The sequence below is a fragment of the Nostoc sp. XA010 genome (assembly GCF_020829625.1).
In the GTDB taxonomy this organism is placed as follows: Bacteria; Cyanobacteriota; Cyanobacteriia; order Cyanobacteriales; family Nostocaceae; genus Nostoc.
Genome location: NZ_JAIVFX010000009.1, coordinates 16375 through 37839 on the forward strand (window position 1 = coordinate 16375; position 21465 = coordinate 37839).

The 21465-nt window shown below is 41.8% G+C and carries 17 protein-coding genes and 1 pseudogene; 9 read left to right on the plus strand and 9 right to left on the minus strand.

Going from position 1 to position 21465, the window contains the following annotated elements; genetic code table 11:
- Positions 1 to 80: 80 nt before the first annotated feature.
- The 5 genes from LC608_RS15345 to LC608_RS15365 form a co-directional block, all read right to left on the minus strand.
- A complete protein-coding gene (locus LC608_RS15345) occupies positions 81 to 896 on the minus strand; it encodes a carbonic anhydrase (RefSeq protein ID WP_229554355.1) in 816 nt (271 codons plus the stop codon).
- Positions 897 to 1038: 142 nt separating this feature from the next.
- Positions 1039 to 1227 carry a hypothetical protein gene (locus LC608_RS15350; RefSeq protein WP_229554356.1) on the minus strand — a complete coding sequence of 63 codons (189 nt, stop codon included), beginning with the start codon at positions 1225 to 1227 and terminating at the stop codon, positions 1039 to 1041.
- 226 nt (positions 1228 to 1453) lie between these two features.
- Entirely contained in the window at positions 1454 to 3088 is a 1635-nt protein-coding gene (locus LC608_RS15355) for an alpha-D-glucose phosphate-specific phosphoglucomutase (protein ID WP_229554357.1), read from the minus strand.
- A 210-nt stretch (positions 3089 to 3298) separates the two neighbouring features.
- Positions 3299 to 4627, minus strand: a complete 1329-nt coding sequence (locus tag LC608_RS15360; protein ID WP_229554358.1) for an energy transducer TonB — start codon at positions 4625 to 4627, stop codon at positions 3299 to 3301.
- Positions 4628 to 5653: 1026 nt separating this feature from the next.
- Positions 5654 to 6109: a hypothetical protein gene (locus LC608_RS15365; protein ID WP_229554359.1), complete on the minus strand. Its 456-nt coding sequence runs from the start codon at positions 6107 to 6109 to the stop codon at positions 5654 to 5656.
- 563 nt (positions 6110 to 6672) lie between these two features.
- On the opposite strand from LC608_RS15365, the gene LC608_RS15370 reads away from it, so the two are divergent.
- A complete protein-coding gene (locus LC608_RS15370; protein WP_229554360.1) occupies positions 6673 to 7695 on the plus strand; it encodes a tRNA-dihydrouridine synthase family protein in 1023 nt (340 codons plus the stop codon).
- A gap of 157 nt (positions 7696 to 7852) precedes the next feature.
- Here the strand turns inward: LC608_RS15370 and LC608_RS15375 are convergent, their stop codons facing one another.
- Positions 7853 to 8866: a carboxylesterase gene (locus tag LC608_RS15375; protein ID WP_229554361.1), complete on the minus strand. Its 1014-nt coding sequence runs from the start codon at positions 8864 to 8866 to the stop codon at positions 7853 to 7855.
- A 131-nt stretch (positions 8867 to 8997) separates the two neighbouring features.
- Positions 8998 to 9147, minus strand: a complete 150-nt coding sequence (locus LC608_RS15380) for a hypothetical protein (RefSeq protein WP_229554362.1) — start codon at positions 9145 to 9147, stop codon at positions 8998 to 9000.
- Positions 9148 to 9175: 28 nt separating this feature from the next.
- On the opposite strand from LC608_RS15380, the gene LC608_RS15385 reads away from it, so the two are divergent.
- Entirely contained in the window at positions 9176 to 9679 is a 504-nt protein-coding gene (locus LC608_RS15385; RefSeq protein ID WP_229554363.1) for a DUF1772 domain-containing protein, read from the plus strand.
- 318 nt (positions 9680 to 9997) lie between these two features.
- Here the strand turns inward: LC608_RS15385 and LC608_RS15390 are convergent, their stop codons facing one another.
- A complete protein-coding gene (locus LC608_RS15390) occupies positions 9998 to 10456 on the minus strand; it encodes a hypothetical protein (protein ID WP_229554364.1) in 459 nt (152 codons plus the stop codon).
- A 249-nt stretch (positions 10457 to 10705) separates the two neighbouring features.
- Positions 10706 to 10807: pseudogene (locus LC608_RS37550) on the minus strand (penicillin acylase family protein); the annotation flags it as partial.
- Positions 10808 to 11074: 267 nt separating this feature from the next.
- Between LC608_RS37550 and LC608_RS15400 the strand changes: the two are divergent.
- The 7 genes from LC608_RS15400 to LC608_RS15430 all read left to right on the plus strand — a co-directional run bounded on the left by LC608_RS15400 (position 11075) and on the right by LC608_RS15430 (position 20602).
- Positions 11075 to 12106: an iron ABC transporter permease gene (locus LC608_RS15400; RefSeq protein WP_229554366.1), complete on the plus strand. Its 1032-nt coding sequence runs from the start codon at positions 11075 to 11077 to the stop codon at positions 12104 to 12106.
- Positions 12103 to 13143, plus strand: coding sequence for an iron ABC transporter permease (locus LC608_RS15405; RefSeq protein ID WP_229554367.1), 1041 nt, complete (start codon positions 12103 to 12105; stop codon positions 13141 to 13143). Before LC608_RS15400 ends, LC608_RS15405 begins: the two co-directional genes overlap by 4 nt.
- An 18-nt stretch (positions 13144 to 13161) precedes the next feature.
- Positions 13162 to 13983: an ABC transporter ATP-binding protein gene (locus tag LC608_RS15410; RefSeq protein WP_229554368.1), complete on the plus strand. Its 822-nt coding sequence runs from the start codon at positions 13162 to 13164 to the stop codon at positions 13981 to 13983.
- A 796-nt stretch (positions 13984 to 14779) separates the two neighbouring features.
- Positions 14780 to 17368 (plus strand): TonB-dependent receptor, encoded by a 2589-nt coding sequence (locus LC608_RS15415; RefSeq protein WP_229554369.1) that lies wholly within the window; start codon positions 14780 to 14782, stop codon positions 17366 to 17368.
- Between the two features lie 24 nt (positions 17369 to 17392).
- Positions 17393 to 18439, plus strand: a complete 1047-nt coding sequence (locus LC608_RS15420; RefSeq protein ID WP_229554370.1) for an iron-siderophore ABC transporter substrate-binding protein — start codon at positions 17393 to 17395, stop codon at positions 18437 to 18439.
- Between the two features lie 4 nt (positions 18440 to 18443).
- On the plus strand, positions 18444 to 18842 hold the full coding sequence (locus LC608_RS15425) for a DUF1636 family protein (protein ID WP_229554371.1): 399 nt from the start codon (positions 18444 to 18446) through the stop codon (positions 18840 to 18842).
- A 416-nt stretch (positions 18843 to 19258) separates the two neighbouring features.
- Positions 19259 to 20602, plus strand: coding sequence for an MFS transporter (locus tag LC608_RS15430; protein ID WP_229554372.1), 1344 nt, complete (start codon positions 19259 to 19261; stop codon positions 20600 to 20602).
- The last annotated feature ends 863 nt before the right edge of the window (positions 20603 to 21465 follow it).

Here is a 21465-nt window from a genome sequence, read left to right on the forward strand (position 1 = left end):
AGCTTTTAGTGCGTTACGGCTAGGGTATCAAGGCAGCCAAACAGAAAGCAATGCTTACCGTCTGACTGCTTGTTGTCGCTTTACTTTTTTGTCGAGCCTCGATAAATTCGCTCCATTTGCTCTGGAGAAAGCACTGTCATTGGAAACCATTCATGTGCGTTAGGAAGTTCCGGGGACGATTCAAATTCCCGTTGTTGAGTTTTAGTAAAATGTATTTCCACATTGCTATTTAAAGCTGGGCTAAGTAATGTCTCATCTGTCTCCGATGGAGGAAGCTGATTTTGAGGCAAGACATAGGCGTGCTTTTGTGGATCGTATGCCAAAATTTCTCCTGTCTCAATTTGATAAATCCAAGCATAAATATTGAGTTTCCCTTGGTAAAGCTTAGAGTGAATCACCGGATAAGTCCGTAAATTTTCGATTTGGGTAAGCACATTCTCAGCAATAATTATTTCTAAGAGTTCTTCCCCTTCGTAGTGGCTATAATTGTCTTTTACTAGTCGTCGCGTTGCCTCTGTATACTTGAGCCAGTCATGTACAAGAGGCATTTCTACCCGCAAGCTGTCTAACTTCATTAACCCTTTCATAGCACCACAATGTGAGTGACCACAGACAATAATTTGTTGAATATCTAATGCTTGAATAGCATATTCAATTGTTGCCCCCTCACCGCCATTAGTTGCACCAAATGGTGGAATAATATTACCTGCATTGCGGATAACAAATAATTCGCCTAACCCAGCTTGGGTAATCAGGTTTGGATCGATACGCGAATCTGAACAAGTAATAAATAGTACTCTGGGCTTTTGACCATGAGAAAGTTGTTCAAACAGTTCTTCATTGGCGGAAAAATAACTACTTTTAAACTCGCGCAAACCTTTAATCAATTTTTTCATAGGAGTACCTAAATGAACAAGTAATACTTGAAACTTCTAGTAAAAATTCAGTTCTCAAATTCAGGAATTAGGGACAGGTTAATAACATCTGTAAGTAGATTGACTTAATTGATGGGCTTTTGTCATTGCACTATCGGCTTAGTCAAAGGGTGAAATTTATTATTGCATTGTTTAAGCAGTCTTGCGAAACTATCCTCTCTGGCCGCAGTTTTAAGTGGAAGAGATTGGCTTTGTCTCCAGCTAATTGCCCATAGTTAATATCAATTTGATTACCATTAGGAGTGACAATTGTACTGATGCCATCGGGTGCAGCTACTACTTGGGCTTGCACTTGATTTATACTCAGAATGCTAAGAGGGTGTTTGAAAAGTCGGAGAGATGGTAAAAAAGCTCTCTCAGTATGATCGCTGCGATCGCACTTTTGCATAACTAGCAATTTGGGTTAATATCTGGGCTTCACCAACTAATGGCAATGGTAAGTTCGTAGTAATCACAAAGAGTGCTTAGAAAAGAATAGGCTTTGTGCTTACTACAAAACTCATAGCGCAAGCAAAGTACTAGGTAATTACAGTTGGCTGTTCCCGTCCTGTAAGTTCGCGGATCTGGGCTATCTCCTGGGCAATAGTAATTAAAGAAGCAAGTGCTTCTTGTGGATCAAGGTCATGTTTGCTGGGATCTGGCTCGTAGCTTTCTATATAAACCCTTAGGGTTGCACCTTGAGTCCCCGTACCAGAAAGTCGCACCACAATTCGAGAACCATCGGTAAAGCCAATGCGAACACCTTGTTGATCGCTAATGCTACCATCAACAGGATCAGTATAACTAAAGTCATCACTGTATTCAACTTGATAGTTACCGAATTGCTTGCCTTTGAGAGTTGGCAATAAAGAACGCAGTCTTTCTATTAAAGTGTTAGCAGGCCCTGTCTGTATCTCTTCATAGTCATGGCGAGAGTAATAATTGCGTCCATAAGTTTGCCAATGTTCCCGGACAATCTGCTCGACAGATTGTTGTCGGACTGCTAGGATATTCAGCCAAAACAGCACAGCCCATAGCCCATCTTTTTCGCGGATATGGTTAGAGCTGGTACCAAAACTTTCTTCACCGCAGAGAGTCGCTTTCCCCGCGTCTAAAAGATTGCCGAAAAACTTCCAGCCAGTAGGTGTTTCATAGGATTCAATCCCAATCTGAGCAGCAACTCGGTCTACTGCTTGGCTAGTAGGCATCGATCGCGCTACCCCGGCTAAACCTGTACTATAACCAGGGACTAGCTTGGCGTTGGCTGCTAACACTGCGAGGCTATCGCTAGGGGTGACAAAAAACTTACGCCCTAAGATCATATTGCGATCGCCATCTCCATCAAAAGCCGCCCCAAAATCTGGCGCATCCTCTGCATATAAAATATCCACCAACTCATGGGCATAAACCAGATTTGGGTCAGGATGTCCGCCGCCAAAGTCTTCTAAGGGTGTGCCATTACGCACAGTTCCCACTGGTGCGCCCAAACGTTGCTCAAAAATGGCATGGGCATAAGGGCCAGCCACTGCGTGTAAGGCATCGATACTGATCTGAAAACTTTCTCTTGTTAATAGTTCACGAATGCGATCAAAATCAAACAGGGACTCCATTAACTCTTGATAATCATGTACGGAGTCAATCACCTCAACTACCGTCTCTCCCAAATGTGACTCACCTAAAGTTTCTAAATCTACATCTGGTGCTTCCAGAATTTGGTAGCTATCAATTACTTTACTGCGATCGTAGATAGCCTGGGTGACTTTTTCCGGGGCTGGGCCACCGTTGCTAATGTTATATTTCACACCAAAGTCACCATTTGGTCCGCCCGGATTATGGCTAGCAGACAAGATGATGCCACCAATAGCCTGGTACTTGCGAATAATAGCAGAAGTTGCAGGAGTAGACAAAATCCCCTGTTGACCAACTTTAATTCGCCCAATGCCATTGGCCGCAGCCATTTTCAAAATGATTTGAATGGCTTGGCGATTGTAATAACGACCATCACCACCCAGGACTAGGGTTTGCCCACGCAAGTCACCTACAGAATCGAAGATGGATTGGATAAAATTTTCTAGGTAGTGGGGCTGCTGAAAAGCCTTAACTGCTTTCCGCAGCCCAGAAGTACCAGGCTTTTGGTCGCTTAAAGGAGTAGTAGAAACTTTATGGATCTTCATGGATAACGTTTAACAAAGCATTTTTCTTTTACAGCTTTGCATAAATTCGTTACAAAAAAAATTGCCACATATATATAATTATGTACCCATTGATACGGTTCGGGTAAGCTGGCGTTGCAGGCAGAGTGGCTGCATCATGCCAACAAGACCACAGCACCACTACACTCGACAAGCTTTGATATCGCCAGCCAGCACTCTGTTTTCCTGCTATTAACCGCCATCCCTCCATAAATTTAGTTCGCCATAAACATTGATATCAAACGTAAATTCGATATCAATCTGGTTTTTGGGATATCCTGTGGGCAAAGGTGCAAAAGGTGCAGCTCGCTGTATAGCATTGAGTGCTACTTCATCAGTTATACTGAACCCAGAGGTTTGTGCAATATTGAGATTGCTAACTTGACCTGAACGGTTAATAGTGAAGTTAAGCACCGTTCGCCGATTAGACTGGCTCATTCCTGGTAGCCACTGCTGCCGAACGCGTTGCTTTAGTTTGTTTAAGTAAGAGGTGAGGTCTATATCTTGACTGCGGGCATCAATACCAGAAGGAGCTTGGCGATCGCGGTTGGAATTAGGCAAGGCTGCCAGATCATCACCACGATAATTCTGGCTAGATACACCCAGAGTACCACCCAACAAACTTGCTGCACCTGTTTTTAGAGATGACTGAGCTTGGGTCGGTGTTCGCGCACTTAATCTAGTTGTCGATTGCCCTAACTTCTTAGGATTACTGGGTACTGGTAATGTCGTAGCTCTTTCAAGCCCTGTTTTTCCCAGTGTTGCTGGTAATGGTGTAGTCGTTGGTGCTACTGCAATTTTCTTAGAGTTAGGCACTTGTACTATGGTTGTACGTGCTGAGGCTGTTTGCTTTGGATTGAGTACTAAAGGTGTTGTCAAAGGCGCTGTTTTAAGAAGTGGTGCTACTGCAATTTTCTTAGAATCAGGTGCTTGTACTGTGGTTGTACGTGCTGAAGGTATTGGCTTTGGGTTGGGCGCTGTTTTAAGAAGTGGAACTGGTAGTGGTGTAGCCATTGGTGCTACTGCAATTTTTTTAGAGTTAGGTAGTTGTGCCTTGGTTACTGATGCTGATACCGCTTTTTGAGATTTAAATTGTGGTCGTTGACGAGATATATTTGGTGATTCTGTTTTCTGCTGCTGCCGTCCTGTCTGGAATACCTCTGCTGGAGATGAGGCTGTTAAGTCAGAAGAACGCTTATTATAGGCTTTATATTCTGTGGGATTCGCTGACTTCACTACAGAAACAGGTCTTTCTGGCAAAGCTTTACCACCGGCAATAGAATTTTTAGTAGCCCGGAATGAGGTTTGAGGAGGTATATCTGTTTTATCAGCAGGAACTTCAACTACCTCGATTGGAGTCTCTTGGGTAATTTCTTGCTTCGGCTCACGCATCAAAGCTCTGTACCAATATTTGCTCCCTATTAATAAAATTGAGTGCAATAGGATAGAAGTAATTACACCTTGAAGCATATCGATAGAGCGCACGCTCCGATGGCACAGAAATTTATCAGAATCAGCCATGTGATTGTACTTTTTTTAATAGCAGCCTCAACAGTCTATTTATAGGGTACAAGCTTCTGTTATTTTGGGTTATTTATGACTGTAAAAAACAGCAGACGATTGCTCGGAGCAATCGCACTTCCCGAATCTTCGCGCCAGTTTTCCCACCAATACGCTACTCACTACTCCAATAGCCTCTATATCAGGAGAAGGAGTGATATCGTGTCCGGTTAAAGACTTATCCACAGATGCGGAAATTATAACTAAGCTGTCGCGCTTTTAAATTGCATACTGAACGCGGGCAGGATGCCCGCACTACAATGATTTGAAAAAAGCACAATGTGTAAATTACAAAATTATCAGCTTAATCAGCCGGACATGATATGATTCCCGAAAGTTACGCCGTCAGCGCCAACTCTTGGAGACGCTGTGCTTCGACTCCGCTCAACATAAACTCGCGTTGGAAAAAGTCAAAAGTCACGCATTCACTCATTCAAACTTAAGAACCCCATAAATAAATTTAGTTGCTCTGCATCCAAATTAGCAGTTGCATAAATGCGGGATGAATTAGCGGCTGAAAATATTAATAATTCGTTCAGAATATGGCGAAATCATCCCATCATTCAGGAACGCCCCAAATTATTTTTTGGTCATAATTTACCCAGTGGTTTAAAAGTAAGTCTGCGTGACATCAAACCAATCCCAATTACATATATAGGACTTACGCACTGTACAAAAGAGCTATCTTGTGTTTTAACGTAAATACATTGTTCCAGGCTTTTGGAGGTTGCTTTTGATTGCTGGCGATCGCCAAAATATGATTGAAAAACCTAGATAGAAGCCTTGAAAACTCTACCTGTCATTTTTGCTTTTATGTCAATGCGTAAGTCCTAATATATACCGAATATTATTGCCTTAGTTCTTGGTTCTGGAACTTTCTGCGGTGTCTGGAAGGAACCGCTCAAAAAAGCTTGACCTCTCAAAGGAGCAGTGGGATCTTGATCAAGTGACTCAATTTCATTAAAGTTAAATATGCCTGTAGCACCGCTAAACTTGCCTGCACCACCAGCCAGTGATGGTTATAGTACCAGAACCTACTAATTGGCGGTTGATAAAGTCAAATGAAGCAGTAGCGCTACTGCTGGCAAATAATTTATCATCGCCACTGCCAAAAAACTCGTCTCTGCCAATTGGTAAGCCTTGCAAACCAAATTTTGTTGGGTCTTGAACGAACACGAGATTTCCAGTATCCGGGTCAACTCGGCTGTAGTTGTCTATGCTTAAAAAGTTAGTCAGACCATAGTCAGCATCAGGATTGAAGCCTGAGACAAACGCTTTTGATACGTCGGTTGATGGGATAGGTGTCAGAGTAACGTTTGTGTCATATACTACGTCGAATGGAAACGTAGTTTGGGCGATCGCTTTTGCCGTACTTGTACCCACGGTCAGTAAAGAAAAAGCTAGCGGAACAAGACACACCCGACTATATAATTGCGGTGCCATTTAGGAGCCTCCCGGAGCAAAAAATATTGACTTTTACAATGAACAGAATCTTTATTTGCTTAAAGCCAGAGAATAAGTTTTTTGGCGTATAAACCAAAGAGGTGGAAAATTTAAATTTGATTTTTCGGCAGTTCTTCAAATATCATCTCATGCAATTCCACCATTAACGCAGATATTTTACCAAGAAGCGGAGGAACAGGGAGCAGGGGGAGCAAGCCCTACCCGAAGCCGTGGAGCAGAGCGGAACATGGGTATAAAGCCCCGCCATAAAGGGCGCTCTTGCTGGGGAAGCTCCGTCTCAGCTTTCTCCCTTGCTCCCTGCCCCCTGCTCCCCTGCCTCTTTTGACCCAGTTCTCCATCGTGCTTCATCACTGAGCATAAATGCTACTACATCAGCAATTTATTTCTTATACATCTTCCAGTTTAAAAAATTGGTGTCTGAAACCCTTGCTTTGCATGGCTCAAAAAACTCAAAAACTTTATTAGGGGACAAATCTATTGTATTTGCCAACAATTAAGCATTTTTTGATAGAGTGAAGTTTTGTTGAACGCTCTTCATCTCTATGTCGTCCCAGGTATCGCTCCCCCAATCGCTGCATCCAGACCTACCCTTCACGGCTCTTGCACCCATGCAGGATGTAACAAACCTCTGGTTTATGAAGGTGATTGCCCACTACGGCAGCCCTGACTACTTTTTCACCGAGTATTTCCGGGTGAATGATACCTCACGGCTCAATCGTAGCATTCTGACAGCAATCACCGAAAATGACACGGGTCGGCCCGTTTTTGCTCAAATGATTGGCGAAAGCATTCCAGATTTAGTAAGAACAGCAAAGGAACTCTGCAACTATAATATCGCTGGAGTTGACTTGAACATGGGCTGTCCAGCACCTAGAATCTATCGTAAAAATGTTGGGGGTGGATTGCTGCTATTACCTGAAAAAGTGGATCGGATTTTGGGAGAACTACGTTCTGCTGTGAACGATCGACCTTTGACAGTCAAGATGCGCTTAGGCTTTGAAAATACAGATAACTTTTACGAAATTCTAGATATGATCAATCGCCACAGCATTGATTTGCTGAGTTTGCATGGTCGCACTGTGAAAGATATGTACCACGGAGCAGTGAAATATGATTTGATCGCTGAAGCGGTGAAACGGGTTGATTGTCCAGTGCTTGCCAATGGCAATATCCACTCTGCAACAACTGCCCTTAAAGTGCTTTCTCAAACGGGCGCGGCGGGTGTAATGGTTGGACGCTGGGCCATCGGCAATCCTTGGCTTTTTAATCAAATTCGGCAGGCTTTGCGCTTCGAGACGATCACGCCTGTTCCTTTAGTAGAGGTACGCAACTATATTGATCGTTTATGGCAAACCCCCACAGCAGCAACTATGCCAGAGCGATCGCGCATAGGCTACCTAAAAATGTTTCTTAACTACATTGCCCTAAGTGTTGACACTGAAGGTGATTTCCTGCGGCTGATGCGACAGACCTCTACCGAGGTAGAAATGTTTAACCTCTGCGATCGTTTTCTCCTTGCTGATTTGACGAAAACTTTAGCCCTAACACCTTTAAAGAGCGTGTAAATGTGGACAATAAATCTGAGTGCGATCGCTCCAGATTGAATTACCAATTCTCCGCAACTGGTTGATAATTTTATTTCCAGCAGTTCTGGTTATTAGATTTTAGACATTGAAAAGGGGACAGGGCATCTTGTACTTAGTAATCAAAGGGTGTTATGCATTATTCGTATGGATTGATGCACTTGAGATGCTCACAGCCAAAAGCTTGAGTCATCATTGCAGATAGCTCTTGAGAAATTTGACCATCGAGGTTGAATTCGAGCATGATTTGGTCATAGGCTCGTCCCTGCGCTATTAGCTTTGCCATTTGCTCAAACTCTATCCAAGTCAAATCACTCTCAACAAAAGCCTTAGCAAGGGTGATTACCAGTTCCTCATAATCATTGTCTTCCAGTTTTGTCATCATCCGGTGTTCAATGTGAAGCGAATCATCGAAACAGTAATACCAGGATTTTGGTTGCTGGTTAACTACCCTTCGGAAAAAATCCTGTTGTTTGGAACGGTTAACAGCATGATCTCCTTCGCTACATACCATTAAAATAGGAGCAGAAATACAGTCTTGAGCCTTTTCTAAAACCTCCTCTGCCAATTGAAGAAATATCCGTAATGCCTTGAGACAAAAACCCTTATAACCAAAATTGCCAGATGCATCTTTGTTGAACCATTCAAAGTAAATTGGCAGAATTTTGATAAGTTGATCCAATAGTGAGTAACGACTAGCTAAATAAGGCGTGAACAATAAAGTGCGGTCAATCTCCTGGGGATGCTCTAAAGCTAACCAAGCAGCTAAAGTTCCACCCGTTGACAATCCACCAATTACAACTTGTTGACCTAGCGTTTTTGCAATCTCCAACCATTTGAGTAGAAATTGTTGATATATCTGAATATCTGTTGGTAGTGGTGGAGGATTTTGACGATTCCAGTTACCTGATCGTCCATGACCCGGTTGTAAAGGAATCAGAACGTTATATCCCTTGTTAAAGAAGGCTTTACCGAGTGGCTCAAACTGGTAAGGCCCTGCTGTAAAACCATGCAAAAACAAAAAAACTTTTGATGTTAAGTAAGGATGAATTAAAAATTTGGAACGACAAGCTTCGTTTTTAAGACCTAGTGTAGATTCTAATTGGTGAACTTGCTCCAGGATTTCTGCTGTATTTTGGATGCCAACTTCCATTTATTACTTATTATCTTTGCATATAATATACTTTACTTTATTAATTAAGTAGTTACTTAGGATCTAGCAGAGGATATATTTTTTAGTTAGCCTGTCAAAAGTAAAAAACTTTTTTAAAATTGGATGAGTATTCAATCCAAACTAATTTTCCACAGCCAGTCTAGCAGATTTGACTCTTGGGATTGACTATCACTCCTGCCGAGCCAATTATTGTCGTACACCAACTTAACACTGAATGCCCCACTTAGAGGATATTGCCCTAATTTTCCAAAACCGTTCATTCAAGACCTTTACTCCCAAAGAAATTTGTTGACAAATTTTGACTACTCGCTTTTCGGATTGAAACTTTTAGCCGCACTCGGCTGTGGGTTGATTGCTGGAGTCTTTTTCGCTTTTTCGACCTTTGTAATGAACGCTCTTGCCCGAATAGCACCGACGCAGGGCATTATTGCCATGCAATCCATCAATATCGCAGCGATCAATCCGTTGTTTATGACGGTGCTATTCGGAACGGCTGCGGCTTGCGTTTTTCTATTTATCTTCTCACTGTTAAGGTGGCATCAACCTGGTGCTGTCTATTTGCTTGTCGGCAGCCTGCTTTATCTCGTTGGCACTTTAGGCGTGACTATTGTTTTCAATGTGCCACTCAACGATGCGCTGGCCAGAGTCGAGCCGGGTAGCGCCATCGAACTCTCTTTATGGTCTAGCTACCTTGCCAACTGGACAATATGGAATCATATTCGGACGGGGACGGCGCTTGCGGCTGCGACATCATTCACCATCGCGCTCTGCTATCGAACTGTGCAATCATAATGTTGTCTGCAAAACGCTCCCAATCACATCAAGCTAGCGAGTACTACTGTGATTACAAAATGCATGATCTCATCCTGGCTAGCAATATCGAAGTCTTACCGGGTATAGTACTGATGTTTACCCAGAGGTAGTGGAGAAGGTGGGGAAGCACAGTAGAGGAGATTGCTGAAGAGTCAAAGCGGGAGCAATTGAGGCAAAATGTAGTTGCCTAGTTTAATCGCGTAGGCGCAGCCCGCCGTAGGCATCGCTTTCTCAATCGCCTTAATATCTCCAACCTCTATTATGAATAAACATCTGCGGTTTAATAACCGTAGTTAATTAATTCAAGTATCGAATCGACTGCGAAACTTTGACTGCTTCTTGGGGAGTAACGTTACTACAATTGGACAATTCTGGTATTACTCCTGTACCAACAAATCTGTAAAAGGGGCCATTTTCCTCCCCCAACCACTGCGATAGCAATGTTGGTTGTTTGGCATTCCCATATAATCCTTGCTCCAAAACGCTTTTTCCAAATATCGGAGAATTTATTGAGTAACTGCGCGGCCCAGAAGGCAAGTCGCCAATACCACCAGACGCTGACTCAATCACAAAGCATTTATCTGCACTTAAATTTTGGTAAACAACTAAATAACGCAAGCTGTCAACATTTTCGCGCCCAGCCGAGACTAATACTGTATCGGCATTAAAACTTGGAGGTACGTAACTTGGTAATGCTACTTTTAACCCTAGCGATCGCAAAACTTTTAACTGAGTCGGGGTTAATTTTATGACCAAATTGGTTTGTGAAGGTTTGGGTTGAGCAATTACCGCAGCCGTAGAAGCGATAATACAGGCGACAACGCAAGAAGAAGCAAGGTTAACTGAGTATTTAAATGTTTTTATGGTTAATAATTATACAATAATGTTTTAAGAAGTGCGAATTACTTGATATAGTGGCAGCATTATTGTATTAAAAAATACATTTTTTACGGATGCATTGCGATCGCTAGAAATAGAAGGATTAATGTGGGTGGAAGCAACGAATGCCCCATAAGCATCAATTCCGGGTGCGGTGATTTGGGCTTCATACCATGAAAATAAATCTGACCAAGGTAGATGTGGGTTTGCTAGCAACATAGCGTCCCCAATCCCCTCTTGGCGTGCAAGTGACTTTGACAAAGCAGATTTAAGTTTATCTAACAATACCACTTTATTGAGAAACTATATCAAAGCTATAAGGGTGTCTTTTATTCCTTTTAAAAAATGGGGAAAAGGCTACACGATCATGTAATCTATATATTTATCAAGAAAGATTATCAACTCCTATGACAAAAAAGCTGTTAAATATTGAGAGTGTCCAGTGAAAAAACAACTAACCAGCAGAGCGTAATATTTTCCATTGACGGCAGGATCATGACAAAAGCAACTACACTCTCACCTAGAGAATTGAAAAAGCCACTCATTACAGCCTTATTTGGTCTGGTTTTGGGACTATGTATACTGCTAATTTGCTTACTGTTTAGTGTGACGCTAGGTGCAGCAGAAATACCTTTAGACAAGATTTTTACATCTTTTATAGCCTTTGATGGTTCCTATGATCACTTAGTTGTTCAGACTGTGAGATTACCGCGATCGCTAATTGCTATTTTTGTAGGTTCAGCCCTTGCTGTATCGGGAGCATTAATGCAGGGTTTGACACGGAACCCTTTAGCAGATCCAGGTATTTTAGGTATTGAGTCGGGAGCCGCGCTGTTTGTCGTTGTGGCAACTTTTGTTTTTGGCAGTTCATCCCTAAGTATTTACGCTCTTGTGTCCTTTTTGGGTGCAGGGTTAACAGCAGTGTTAGTTTACATCCTTGGTTCTCTGGGACGGGGAGGAGCCACCCCACTGAATTTGACGATAGCGGGAGCGGCGTTAACTGCTCTAATTTCTTCTTTCACCACCGGTATCCTCATTGTTAGTCAACAAACACTCGAACAAGTGAGATTTTGGTTAGCTGGTTCATTATCTGGTCGAGATTTTAATTTATTCTTGCAACTACTGCCTTTTGTCGGCATGGGATTAGTTATAGCTTTTGCCCTCGGCAAACAAATTACCACTATAAGTTTAGGTGAAGATGTCGCTAAAGGTTTGGGGCAACAGACAGCTTGGATCAAAATATTTACCGCTATCAGCGTAGTTTTACTAGCAGGAAGTTCCGTTGCCCTTGCAGGACCAATCGGCTTCATTGGTTTAGTCGTTCCCCATATAGTGAGATTTTACATTAAAGCCAATTATCGTTGGATATTACCCTATTGTGCAGTTTTGGGGGCAATCTTACTCTTAGTTGCAGATATTGCCGCCCGTGTATTGCTCAAACCACAGGAGTTACCTGTAGGTGTAATGACAGCAATAGTAGGCGCTCCTTTTTTTGTCTACCTGGTTAAATCAAAGGTGAAAAAATGAAGGTTGATTGGCTAGTCATTCGTTCACAGGCGATATCTTTCCGAATCGACCGACGTGTACCAGTCGTATTGTTATGTTTGGTAGTAGCGATCGCACTGGCGATGGTGATGAATGTGGCCAAAGGTGAATATCCAATCTCGCCTTTGGATATTGTGAAAACTATATTGGGTTTAGATACAGGAAACCCAGACCATCAATTCGTGATTCAAAATCTGCGTCTACCCCGCACCCTTGTGGCTTTTATGGTGGGAATGGCGCTGGCAATTTCAGGTACTATATTTCAAGGAGTGACACGCAATCCATTGGCTGATCCTGGTATTATCGGCATCAACGCTGGGGCAAGTCTGGCGGCAGTTGTAGTAATTGTACTGTTTCCATCAGCACCTATTTATACTTTACCTCTATCAGCCTTTGCTGGTGCTTCGCTGATGGCGATTTTAATTTACTCACTGGCTTGGAATAACGGTAGTTCCCCAATTCTATTAATTTTAATGGGTATTGGCTTATCTGCGATCGCCAGTGCTATAACCACCTTGATGATTACCTTTGGCGAAATTTCTGACGTTAGTAATGCTTTGGTTTGGTTAGCTGGGAGCGTCTACGGACGGACTTGGGAGCAAGTATTTTCTCTATTACCTTGGTTAATTGTTTTTGTCCCAATGGCTTTGACATTGGCCAGGCATTTGAACGCTCTAAACTTGGGAGATGATGTTGCTAAAAGTTTAGGTAGTCGGGTGGAATGGCAACGTGCTTTACTCGTGCTGGTGGGTGTAGCCTTAGCAGGTGCAGGAGTCGCCACCGCCGGAAATATTAGTTTTATTGGTTTAATTGCACCCCATTTAGGACGACAGTTGGTAGGTGCAACCCATGAAAGCTTGATACCTACTTCCGCACTCTTGGGGGGAGTGATTGTTGTGATGGCAGACTTGTTAGGAAGAACACTCTTTGCACCTATCGAACTTCCTTGTGGGGTGGTAACTGCTGCAATTGGCGCTCCTTATTTTCTTTATTTATTAATTCGTAACCGCAAAAAATAAAGCTGGGAAATATTACTTATGAAAGGACTCTCAACCAAAAGTCTGTCTTTAGCTTACGATGGTGCGCTAATTATCCGTGACCTAAATCTGGCAATTCCCACCGGACAAATTAGTATTTTAGTTGGTGCTAATGGTTGTGGTAAATCAACCTTATTAAGAGGTTTAGCAAGATTACTTAAACCCCGTAGCGGTACAGTCTATCTTGATGGAACATCTATTTTTAATCTTTCCACCAAAGAAGTAGCACAGCAGTTAGGCATTTTGCCTCAAGGTCCAGTAGCACCAGAAGGGTTAACAGTACAAGATTTGGTAGCACAAGGACGTTACCCTTATCAAAATTGGTCGCAGCAGTGGTCGGCAAAAGATGAAAAAATCGTGCAACAGGCACTCTTAATTACAGACTTGTTGGAATTGGCAGAGAGAGCATTAGATACTTTATCTGGTGGACAACGACAAAGAGCTTGGATTGCAATGGCGTTGGCACAAGACACAGATATTTTACTTTTAGATGAACCGACTACTTTTTTAGATTTGGCACACCAAATAGAGATTTTAGATTTGTTGTATGAATTGAATCAAAATCAGGGACGGACAATTGTGATGGTGCTGCATGATTTAAATCTGGCATGTCGTTATGCTGATTACTTAGTTGCAGTTAAAGATGGTCGAATTTTTGCTGCTGGCGAACCAAAGCTAGTGATGACTCAAGAAATAGTTCAAGAAGTGTTTGGGTTGCAGTGTCGGATTATTCATGATCCAGTGGTGGAGACGCCGATGTGTGTACCGATAGGGCGCAAGGGAAAAGTGGTAAATAACCAACAAATTTACTTAAATTCCTGATTCTATTTTTATTAGGGGTGCAGAGGTAGGATTTATAATTCACCACGCTACACCTTGCAAACCACAAAGCAAATGTCACTCTCGGTGCAGCAGAAATACCTCTAATATCGTGTCCGGTTAAAGACTTATCATTAAGACTGCAAGGGAGCAGGGGGAGAAAGGGTTTTCAGGTTTTTGCACAGATGCGGAAATTATAACTAATCAGCCGCACATAATATAAAGAAGATTCTGAGATCTTTTGTAACCTTTGACGATTCCTATATTGTCTATTCTCTTAACCCCACACGTTCTCAGGCAAGCTTGTAAATCAGCTCTACTGATAAAATGACGCACAAAGAAGTAGAGATTTATTGACAAAAAATACTATTCTTTTTGACTAAGATTGATTTAAAAAGCATTATCGTGTAATAATCATACTGATAATAGTTAGCAATAACCCGATTTCAATGTCAAGAGCAATTAATTAAACTTGCAAGCAGGAAAGTAGATGGCTAAAACTTTACCAGCATTGCTGTGGGTTTTGTCATCCAAAATCTAAACCTAAATAGGAGGGAGCGATTTTGCTGATGTGATTAGTATCAGAGCAAACGCACCCTATTTCACCAATCGAAAATAGGTATCATCTACCCCCTTATTGGAAGATGAAAAAGGTTTATGTGTGCAACTATCACCATCGACCTATCAAATTGATAAATACCTTTAAAGAACAAACAATTGCCGCAGTCCATTGGTAAGAAGCCAAACATCAAAAATGAAGCCATATAAGTTATTTTCCAGCTTGCTCTTGAAAAGTACGATGCCTTTAGCAGTTAGCTTTGCTACTATTGCCGTTTTACTCTCCATCCCTGCGACAGCTGAGGAATTAGCAAAGGATGAAATTAGTAAAAAAATTTCTCAACTGAGTGACATCGAAATTCCCAATACGAATGCTGGCACTTTGGTACAGACACCAACTCAAGATAGTAATGTCATAACTGTCATAACTATTACGGGAGTAAGGGCAAATTCCACTGAAAAAGGGCTGGAGGTAATTTTAGAAACTAAGCAAGGGGAGCAACTGCAAGTTACCAATCGCAGTACTGGTAATAATTTTATCGCAGATATTATTGGTGGACAGTTAAAGTTGCCTAATGGAGATGGTTTTACATACCGCTCGGAAAAACCTACAGAGGGGATTACTGAGATAACAGTTGCGAATATTGATGCAAATACTGTGCGGGTGACGGTAGTCGGGGAAAAAGCGTTACCTGCGGTTGAGTTATTTGATGATGATGCAGGGTTGATTTTGGCTGTTGCATCTACAACCACAGCAGCACAACAACCTCAAACACCACAAACAGAGGAACAACCAGCAACCCAGACACCCCCAGAAGAACCCGTAGCGGAGCAGGATGAAGCAATTGAATTGGTGGTGACGGGAGAACAAGACGGATATCGCGTGCCGAATGCGACCACTGCGACCAAAACCGATACACCTGTACGAGATATTCCTGGTTCAATTCAAGTGATCCCGCGTCGAATTTTAGAAGACCAAAAAACGACGCGTATACAAGAAGCCTTGGAGAACGTCAGTGGTGTACGCAAACAAGGTAACTACGGAGGTTCGGATGCCGGTGGATATAATATTCGTGGCTTCGCTCAAGATGGAAATTTCCGCAATGGATTTCCTGACAATGACTTTTATTCTTCGGTAGATCCAGCAAATATCGAGCGAATCGAAGTCCTCAAAGGGCCGGCTTCTGTTCTATTTGGTCAGGCTGAACCGGGAGGGATTGTCAATATTGTTACAAAGCAACCCCTCAGCACTCCCTATTATTCAGCTGAATTTAATGTCGGAAATTATGGGTTTTATCGCCCCAGTTTTGATATTTCTGGGCCACTCACAGATGACGGTTCGGTGTTATATCGGCTGAATGTGGCTTATCAAAACTCTGAGAGCTTTCGAGATTTTAATTTTACCGAACGTGTCTTTGTTGCACCTGTAATTACCTGGAATATTAGCGATCGCACTTCATTAACATTCGACCTTGAATATCTAAACAATGATTACCTCTTTGATCGCGGACTCCCTTCCATTGGAGACAGACCCGCCCCCATCCCCATTAGTCGCTTCATTGGTCTGCCAGAAAGTGTTTATAACGATAGCAGTCTTCGGCTTGGCTATCGACTTGAGCATGAATTTAGCAAAGACTGGCAGCTTCGTAATGCGTTTTCTTTTGTGTCTGGTAAATCATCTTCTGATGCTTATGCCTTTGGTGGCAGACCACTAGTTGATGACCAGTTTGCCCCAATATCTGTAGGTCGTGAAGAATTCACACGAAAAATCTATACCCTACAAACAGAACTAGTCGGAAAGTTCAAGACGGGATCGATTGTCCATCAACCTTTAATTGGGGTGGAATTAAGACGAAACACCTGGGAATATACCGGATTTGAGGCGACAAATCGCATACAGCTAGACATTTTTAATCCCAATTATGATGTTGATTTACCTGCCATACCTGATGAAGAAACTTCCTCTTACACGACTCGTAGAGACACCTTGGGGATTTACCTCCAAGATCAAATTGCTTTTGCAGAGAATCTCAAGGTTTTAGTTGGTGGTCGCTTTGATACTTTCCAACGAAAAGAAACAGAATTCGGAGAAACAGTGGGTGAAGAGTCCCTCAGCGCTTTTAGTCCCCGTTTTGGGATCGTTTATCAACCAATTCAACCAATTTCCCTCTATGCCAGCTACACTCAATCGTTTCAACCCGATCGCTTTTTTGGTCGCTCGGCAACAAACGAACCCTTTAAGCCAACAGAAGGAACGCAGTATGAAGTGGGGATCAAAGCAGATATCAGTGAAGGACTTTCGGCAACTTTAGCAGCCTTCGAGATTACCAAAGCCAACGTTATTACAAGCGACCCCAACGATCCCGATGAGTCCATACAGGTGGGAGAACAGAGAAGTAGAGGTATTGAATTAGATATTGGCGGCGAAATTTTGCCAGGTTGGAATATCATTGCCTCTTACACCTACACCGACGCGATTACTTCAAAAGACAACGCCATTGCTGTGGGTAATCGGCTGACTAATGTTCCTGAACACGCTGCTAGTTTGTGGTCAACATACGAACTGCAAAGCGGTGATTTAAAAGGCTTGGGTTTTGGTTTAGGCCTTTACTATGTGGGAGATAGATACGCCGATTTGGACAATACGAGCGTTTTGCCCAGCTATTTCAGAACAGATTCAGCCATTTATTACAAACAAGAGAACTGGAGGTTAGCACTGAATTTCCGAAATCTTTTCAATGAGACTTATTATGAGACATCTCAAAGCAGAAATATAATCTATCCCGGCGCACCGTTCACTGTTATCGGCTCATTTTCAATTCAGTTCTAACCTTGATTTTTATTGAATCTACTCATGTTCTTGGAAACTTGCTGCAACGCGACCGCTTTCTTCTATAAATATATTGGCTGGGTTCTGGTGACAGCCATCTTAATTACAGCTTGTCATGGTGGTAGTCCTCAAAACCTCCGTTTAGAAAGTGAGCGATCGCTTTCTGCTGATTGTCGAGTCGTGGAACATGCAGCAGGAAAAACCAATATTTGTGGTAAACCTCAAAAAATCGCAGTTCTCGAACCTAAGATGCTGAGTCTGATGTTAGCTCTCGATGTCCAACCTGCTGCTTACGCCGATGCTTATTTAGTGCGATCGCCTAAATTTGACAAGCCTAGCCAACAAATTCCCTACTTAGGTAATTTTGTCAATAGTCAACCGATTAATTTAGGCGATCGCTCCCAACCCTCCCTGGAAACTTTGACTCTACTCAAACCAGATTTGATTCTGGGCTTAAATTATCAGGACAATCAGTTATTAGGAGCGATCGCGCCCACTGTATTGATAGATAATGAGCAAAATTGGCAGGACAACATTAAAATTGTCGCCAAAGCACTTGATAGCCAGAAAAATATTCCATCAATCATCACCTCACAACAGCAACAACTAGCTAAAGTCCGCACTCAATTAGCCCCTCTCGTCAACACCCATCCGCGAGTGCTAAATATTGCTTGCAGTCAATCAATGGACTATATAGAGGTTACATACAACGGACATACAATTGAACTTCTGGAAAAAATTGGATTTCAAACTGTATTGCTGCCAGGTATAGAACGAAAACTAGGGTTAAGACCACAGATTAATTTGGAAACCCTTGCTCAACTCGACGCAGATATAGTCATTGTTAATACCTGGGTAGATAATTGGAATGGTGAATCTACTTATAAAATTCCCCTCCAAGAACTCCAGCAAAAATGGGCTAAAAATCCTCTATTGCACAATTCGAGAGCATGGAAAGAAGGACGAGTTTACTTTGTAGACTACACCCTATGGGGTGGTGTAATTGGCGCACCTATAGCTAATTCTCTGATATTAGAACAACTACCCTCACTTTTACTTTCACACACCTAAATCCATGTCTAAACATACCCTATTCGTTTGCAAATCCTGTCGCCGTTCATCAGAAGAATTATCAGAAAATCAGCCTTGCGACGGCAGTATTTTTCTTGATAAAATCACCGCTTTATCTACTGAAAAATTTGCAGCAGAAGAATTAGAAATTCAGCCGATCGACTGTCTGTGGGCTTGTAACCGTGGTTGTGTTGTTGCTGTTTCTAACCCGGATAAACCGACATATCTGCTTGGCGATTTGCCTCCTGACGAAGAAAATGCCTCAGCATTACTTGAATTTACACAGATGTATATTAGTCATCGTAAGGGAGCAGTTGACTGGGACAAACTCCCCATACAGTTGGACTCTGCCTTTTTGGCCTGTATTCCTTCTGTGATGAGCCAGGAAATTCCTGAGTCTTGATTCAATACCTTCGCAAAAATCAGATGCTATATAAGAGGATGTTTGAAAAGTGTTTGACTGTGATTTTAATTGCGTTGTTACCCCCCTTAGTCCCCCCTTTACAAGGGGGAAACAAGCAAAAATCCGGTTCCCTCCCTTTACAAGGGGAGGGTTAGGGAGGGGTAAAAAATATTTGATACATCAATTACGACTTTTAAAACATCCTCTAAGAGTAAAACTATAGAAAAAACATATATGTAAGCTCTTAAATACTGATTTATTGTTTGATTGATAAATATATATCATGATTCAAAGCTATACAAATTAATATTAATGCTTATGTATAAAATGTAAGACTAGAACAAACAGTAATTCTCCACAAGATAGGCTTTGCGATCGCCTTCGATACTGCCATAAGTTCGGTAATAGGAATTTAAATGTCACAATCACCAAATCCCAGCAGTATGCGTAATTTTTTGATTATCTGGGCAGGTCAATTGGTTTCTACCATTGGTAGTAGCATGAGTAGCTTTGCGATCGCAATTTGGGCATGGGAAATTACAGGTAAGGCAACCACTCTGACTCTAGTGGGCTTTTTTAGCTTGCTACCTAGCATAGCGCTCGCTTCCATTAGTGGTGCAATTGTTGACCGTTTCAATCGGAAATTACTGATGATGGTGGGTGACACAGTAGCAGTCTTGATGACAATAATACTGATGCTGCTGTATCTCACCAATCATTTGCAAATTTGGCATCTGTATCTAACTAGCGCCATAGTCGGGACATTCAATCAATTTCAATCTTTAGCCTACTCTGCATCACTATCGTTATTAGTCCCCAAGCAAAACTACACCCGTGCTAGCAGTCTCCAATTTTTGTCAGGTTATGGAAGTAATATTATTGCTCCCGCCTTAGCAGGATATCTTTATCAAGTTATTGGTCTATTGGGAATTTGGCTGATTGATATTTCTAGCTTTGCGATCGCCATTAGTAGTTTACTATTTGCCCACATCCCTAAACCACTACAAACCAATGAACATGAAAATTCCTCCCATATTTGGCAAGGTTTAGGATTTGGTCTGCGCTACATCTTAGTTCGTAAAAGCTTACTTGCGCTTTTAATCATCACCTTTTTGTTTTGGTTTGCTCATGATGTTGGGGATTCTCTATATTCAGCGATGATTTTATCTCGAACCGGAAATGATACTGTGGTGTTAGGCAGTTTAGCCGCAGCAGCTGGTTTTGGTGGTGTCACCGGAGCCATCATTATGAGTACCTGGGGTGGTTTCAAAAAGAAAGTCAACGGTGTTTTATTGGGGATGATTGGCGCAGGATTAAGTAAAATTGTCTTTGGTTTGGGTCGAACGCCTTGGATTTGGATACCCACACAGTTTTGTTCTTCTTTTAATTTCCCTTTCAACGGTAGTTCCGATAACGCCATTTGGTTAGCCAAAGTTGCTCCCCATATCCAGGGACGGGTATTTGCAGCCCATTCATTAGTTGTGCAATTTGGGTCAGCAGCAGCTTATTTAATCGCAGGGCCTTTAGCAGATAATATATTTACCCCTGCATTAGCCGCAGGTGATGGTCATGTTGAGATTTTTGGAAGAATATTTGGTACTAACGCAGGTGCAGGGATCGCACTGCTGTATGTGATCTGTGCTGCATGTATGTTATTGGTTGGGTGTGCTGGATTTTATATTCCCCAACTGCGGGATATGGAGAAAATTTTACCCGACCATGATACTACTGAATATGCACAGTTTAATGCTGAAAAATAGAAATTTAGCGATCGCTTGTTGTCATAAGCAGATACAGCATTGATGAGTCGAACCTAGGCTCTGCATTCAAACTGTCTTGAAAATAGGGGCTAGGGACTAGAACACCGATTCAGTATTCAGAATCATGACCAAAAACTGGGTTCATTGGGGCTAAAACAAGGAATTTTTGGTTGTAGAAGACGTTAAAACAGGGTTTATATGCCTTATGTTTTGTTAATAAATCGGTGTTCTAGTAAAGAGCTATTTTCATGCTTGGTTGTGGGATCTTCTCGTGAAGGAATACATTTGAGGCATTGTTGCCAAAAGATAGGTATAAATTATATAAGTATAAAAATCTATAATTTTTACTCATAAATATTCTATTGCTTAAAGCCATTGATTCTCGTTAAAGTAATTCAAGCTAAATAAAAATGATTTTCAATAATAGTGATAGTTATTTTTATAGACAAGCCTTCAGTCTTATGATTTTGCCAGGGCTAGTGGTTGGCTAAACTGATAATCAATCGTCGAGGTCTAGAGTTAAGTAAACAAAAATCTTTTCTAATTCGACTCGCAAACCAAGGTTTGGTTAACTACTAGTACCGCAAGGCGGAAGTCAAAAGTCAAAAGTCAAAAGTCAAAAGTATTATGAAATAAGCTCTTTAGGGATTTTAAATGGTTGCTCTATTTACGCCGTGCCGTACTAAGCTGGAAGTTTTGAGATAAGTAAATCTTGTTGATGATAAGTAAGCAGTAGTCATAGAAAGCAGATGATGAAAATACTCCACAGTGTCATAAATCAAATGCAAAATAAAGGCTTCCAGGCATATTTTGATTGCCAGCCGAAATTTCTGTAGATATTAAGGATTTCCTGCCCATTTTTC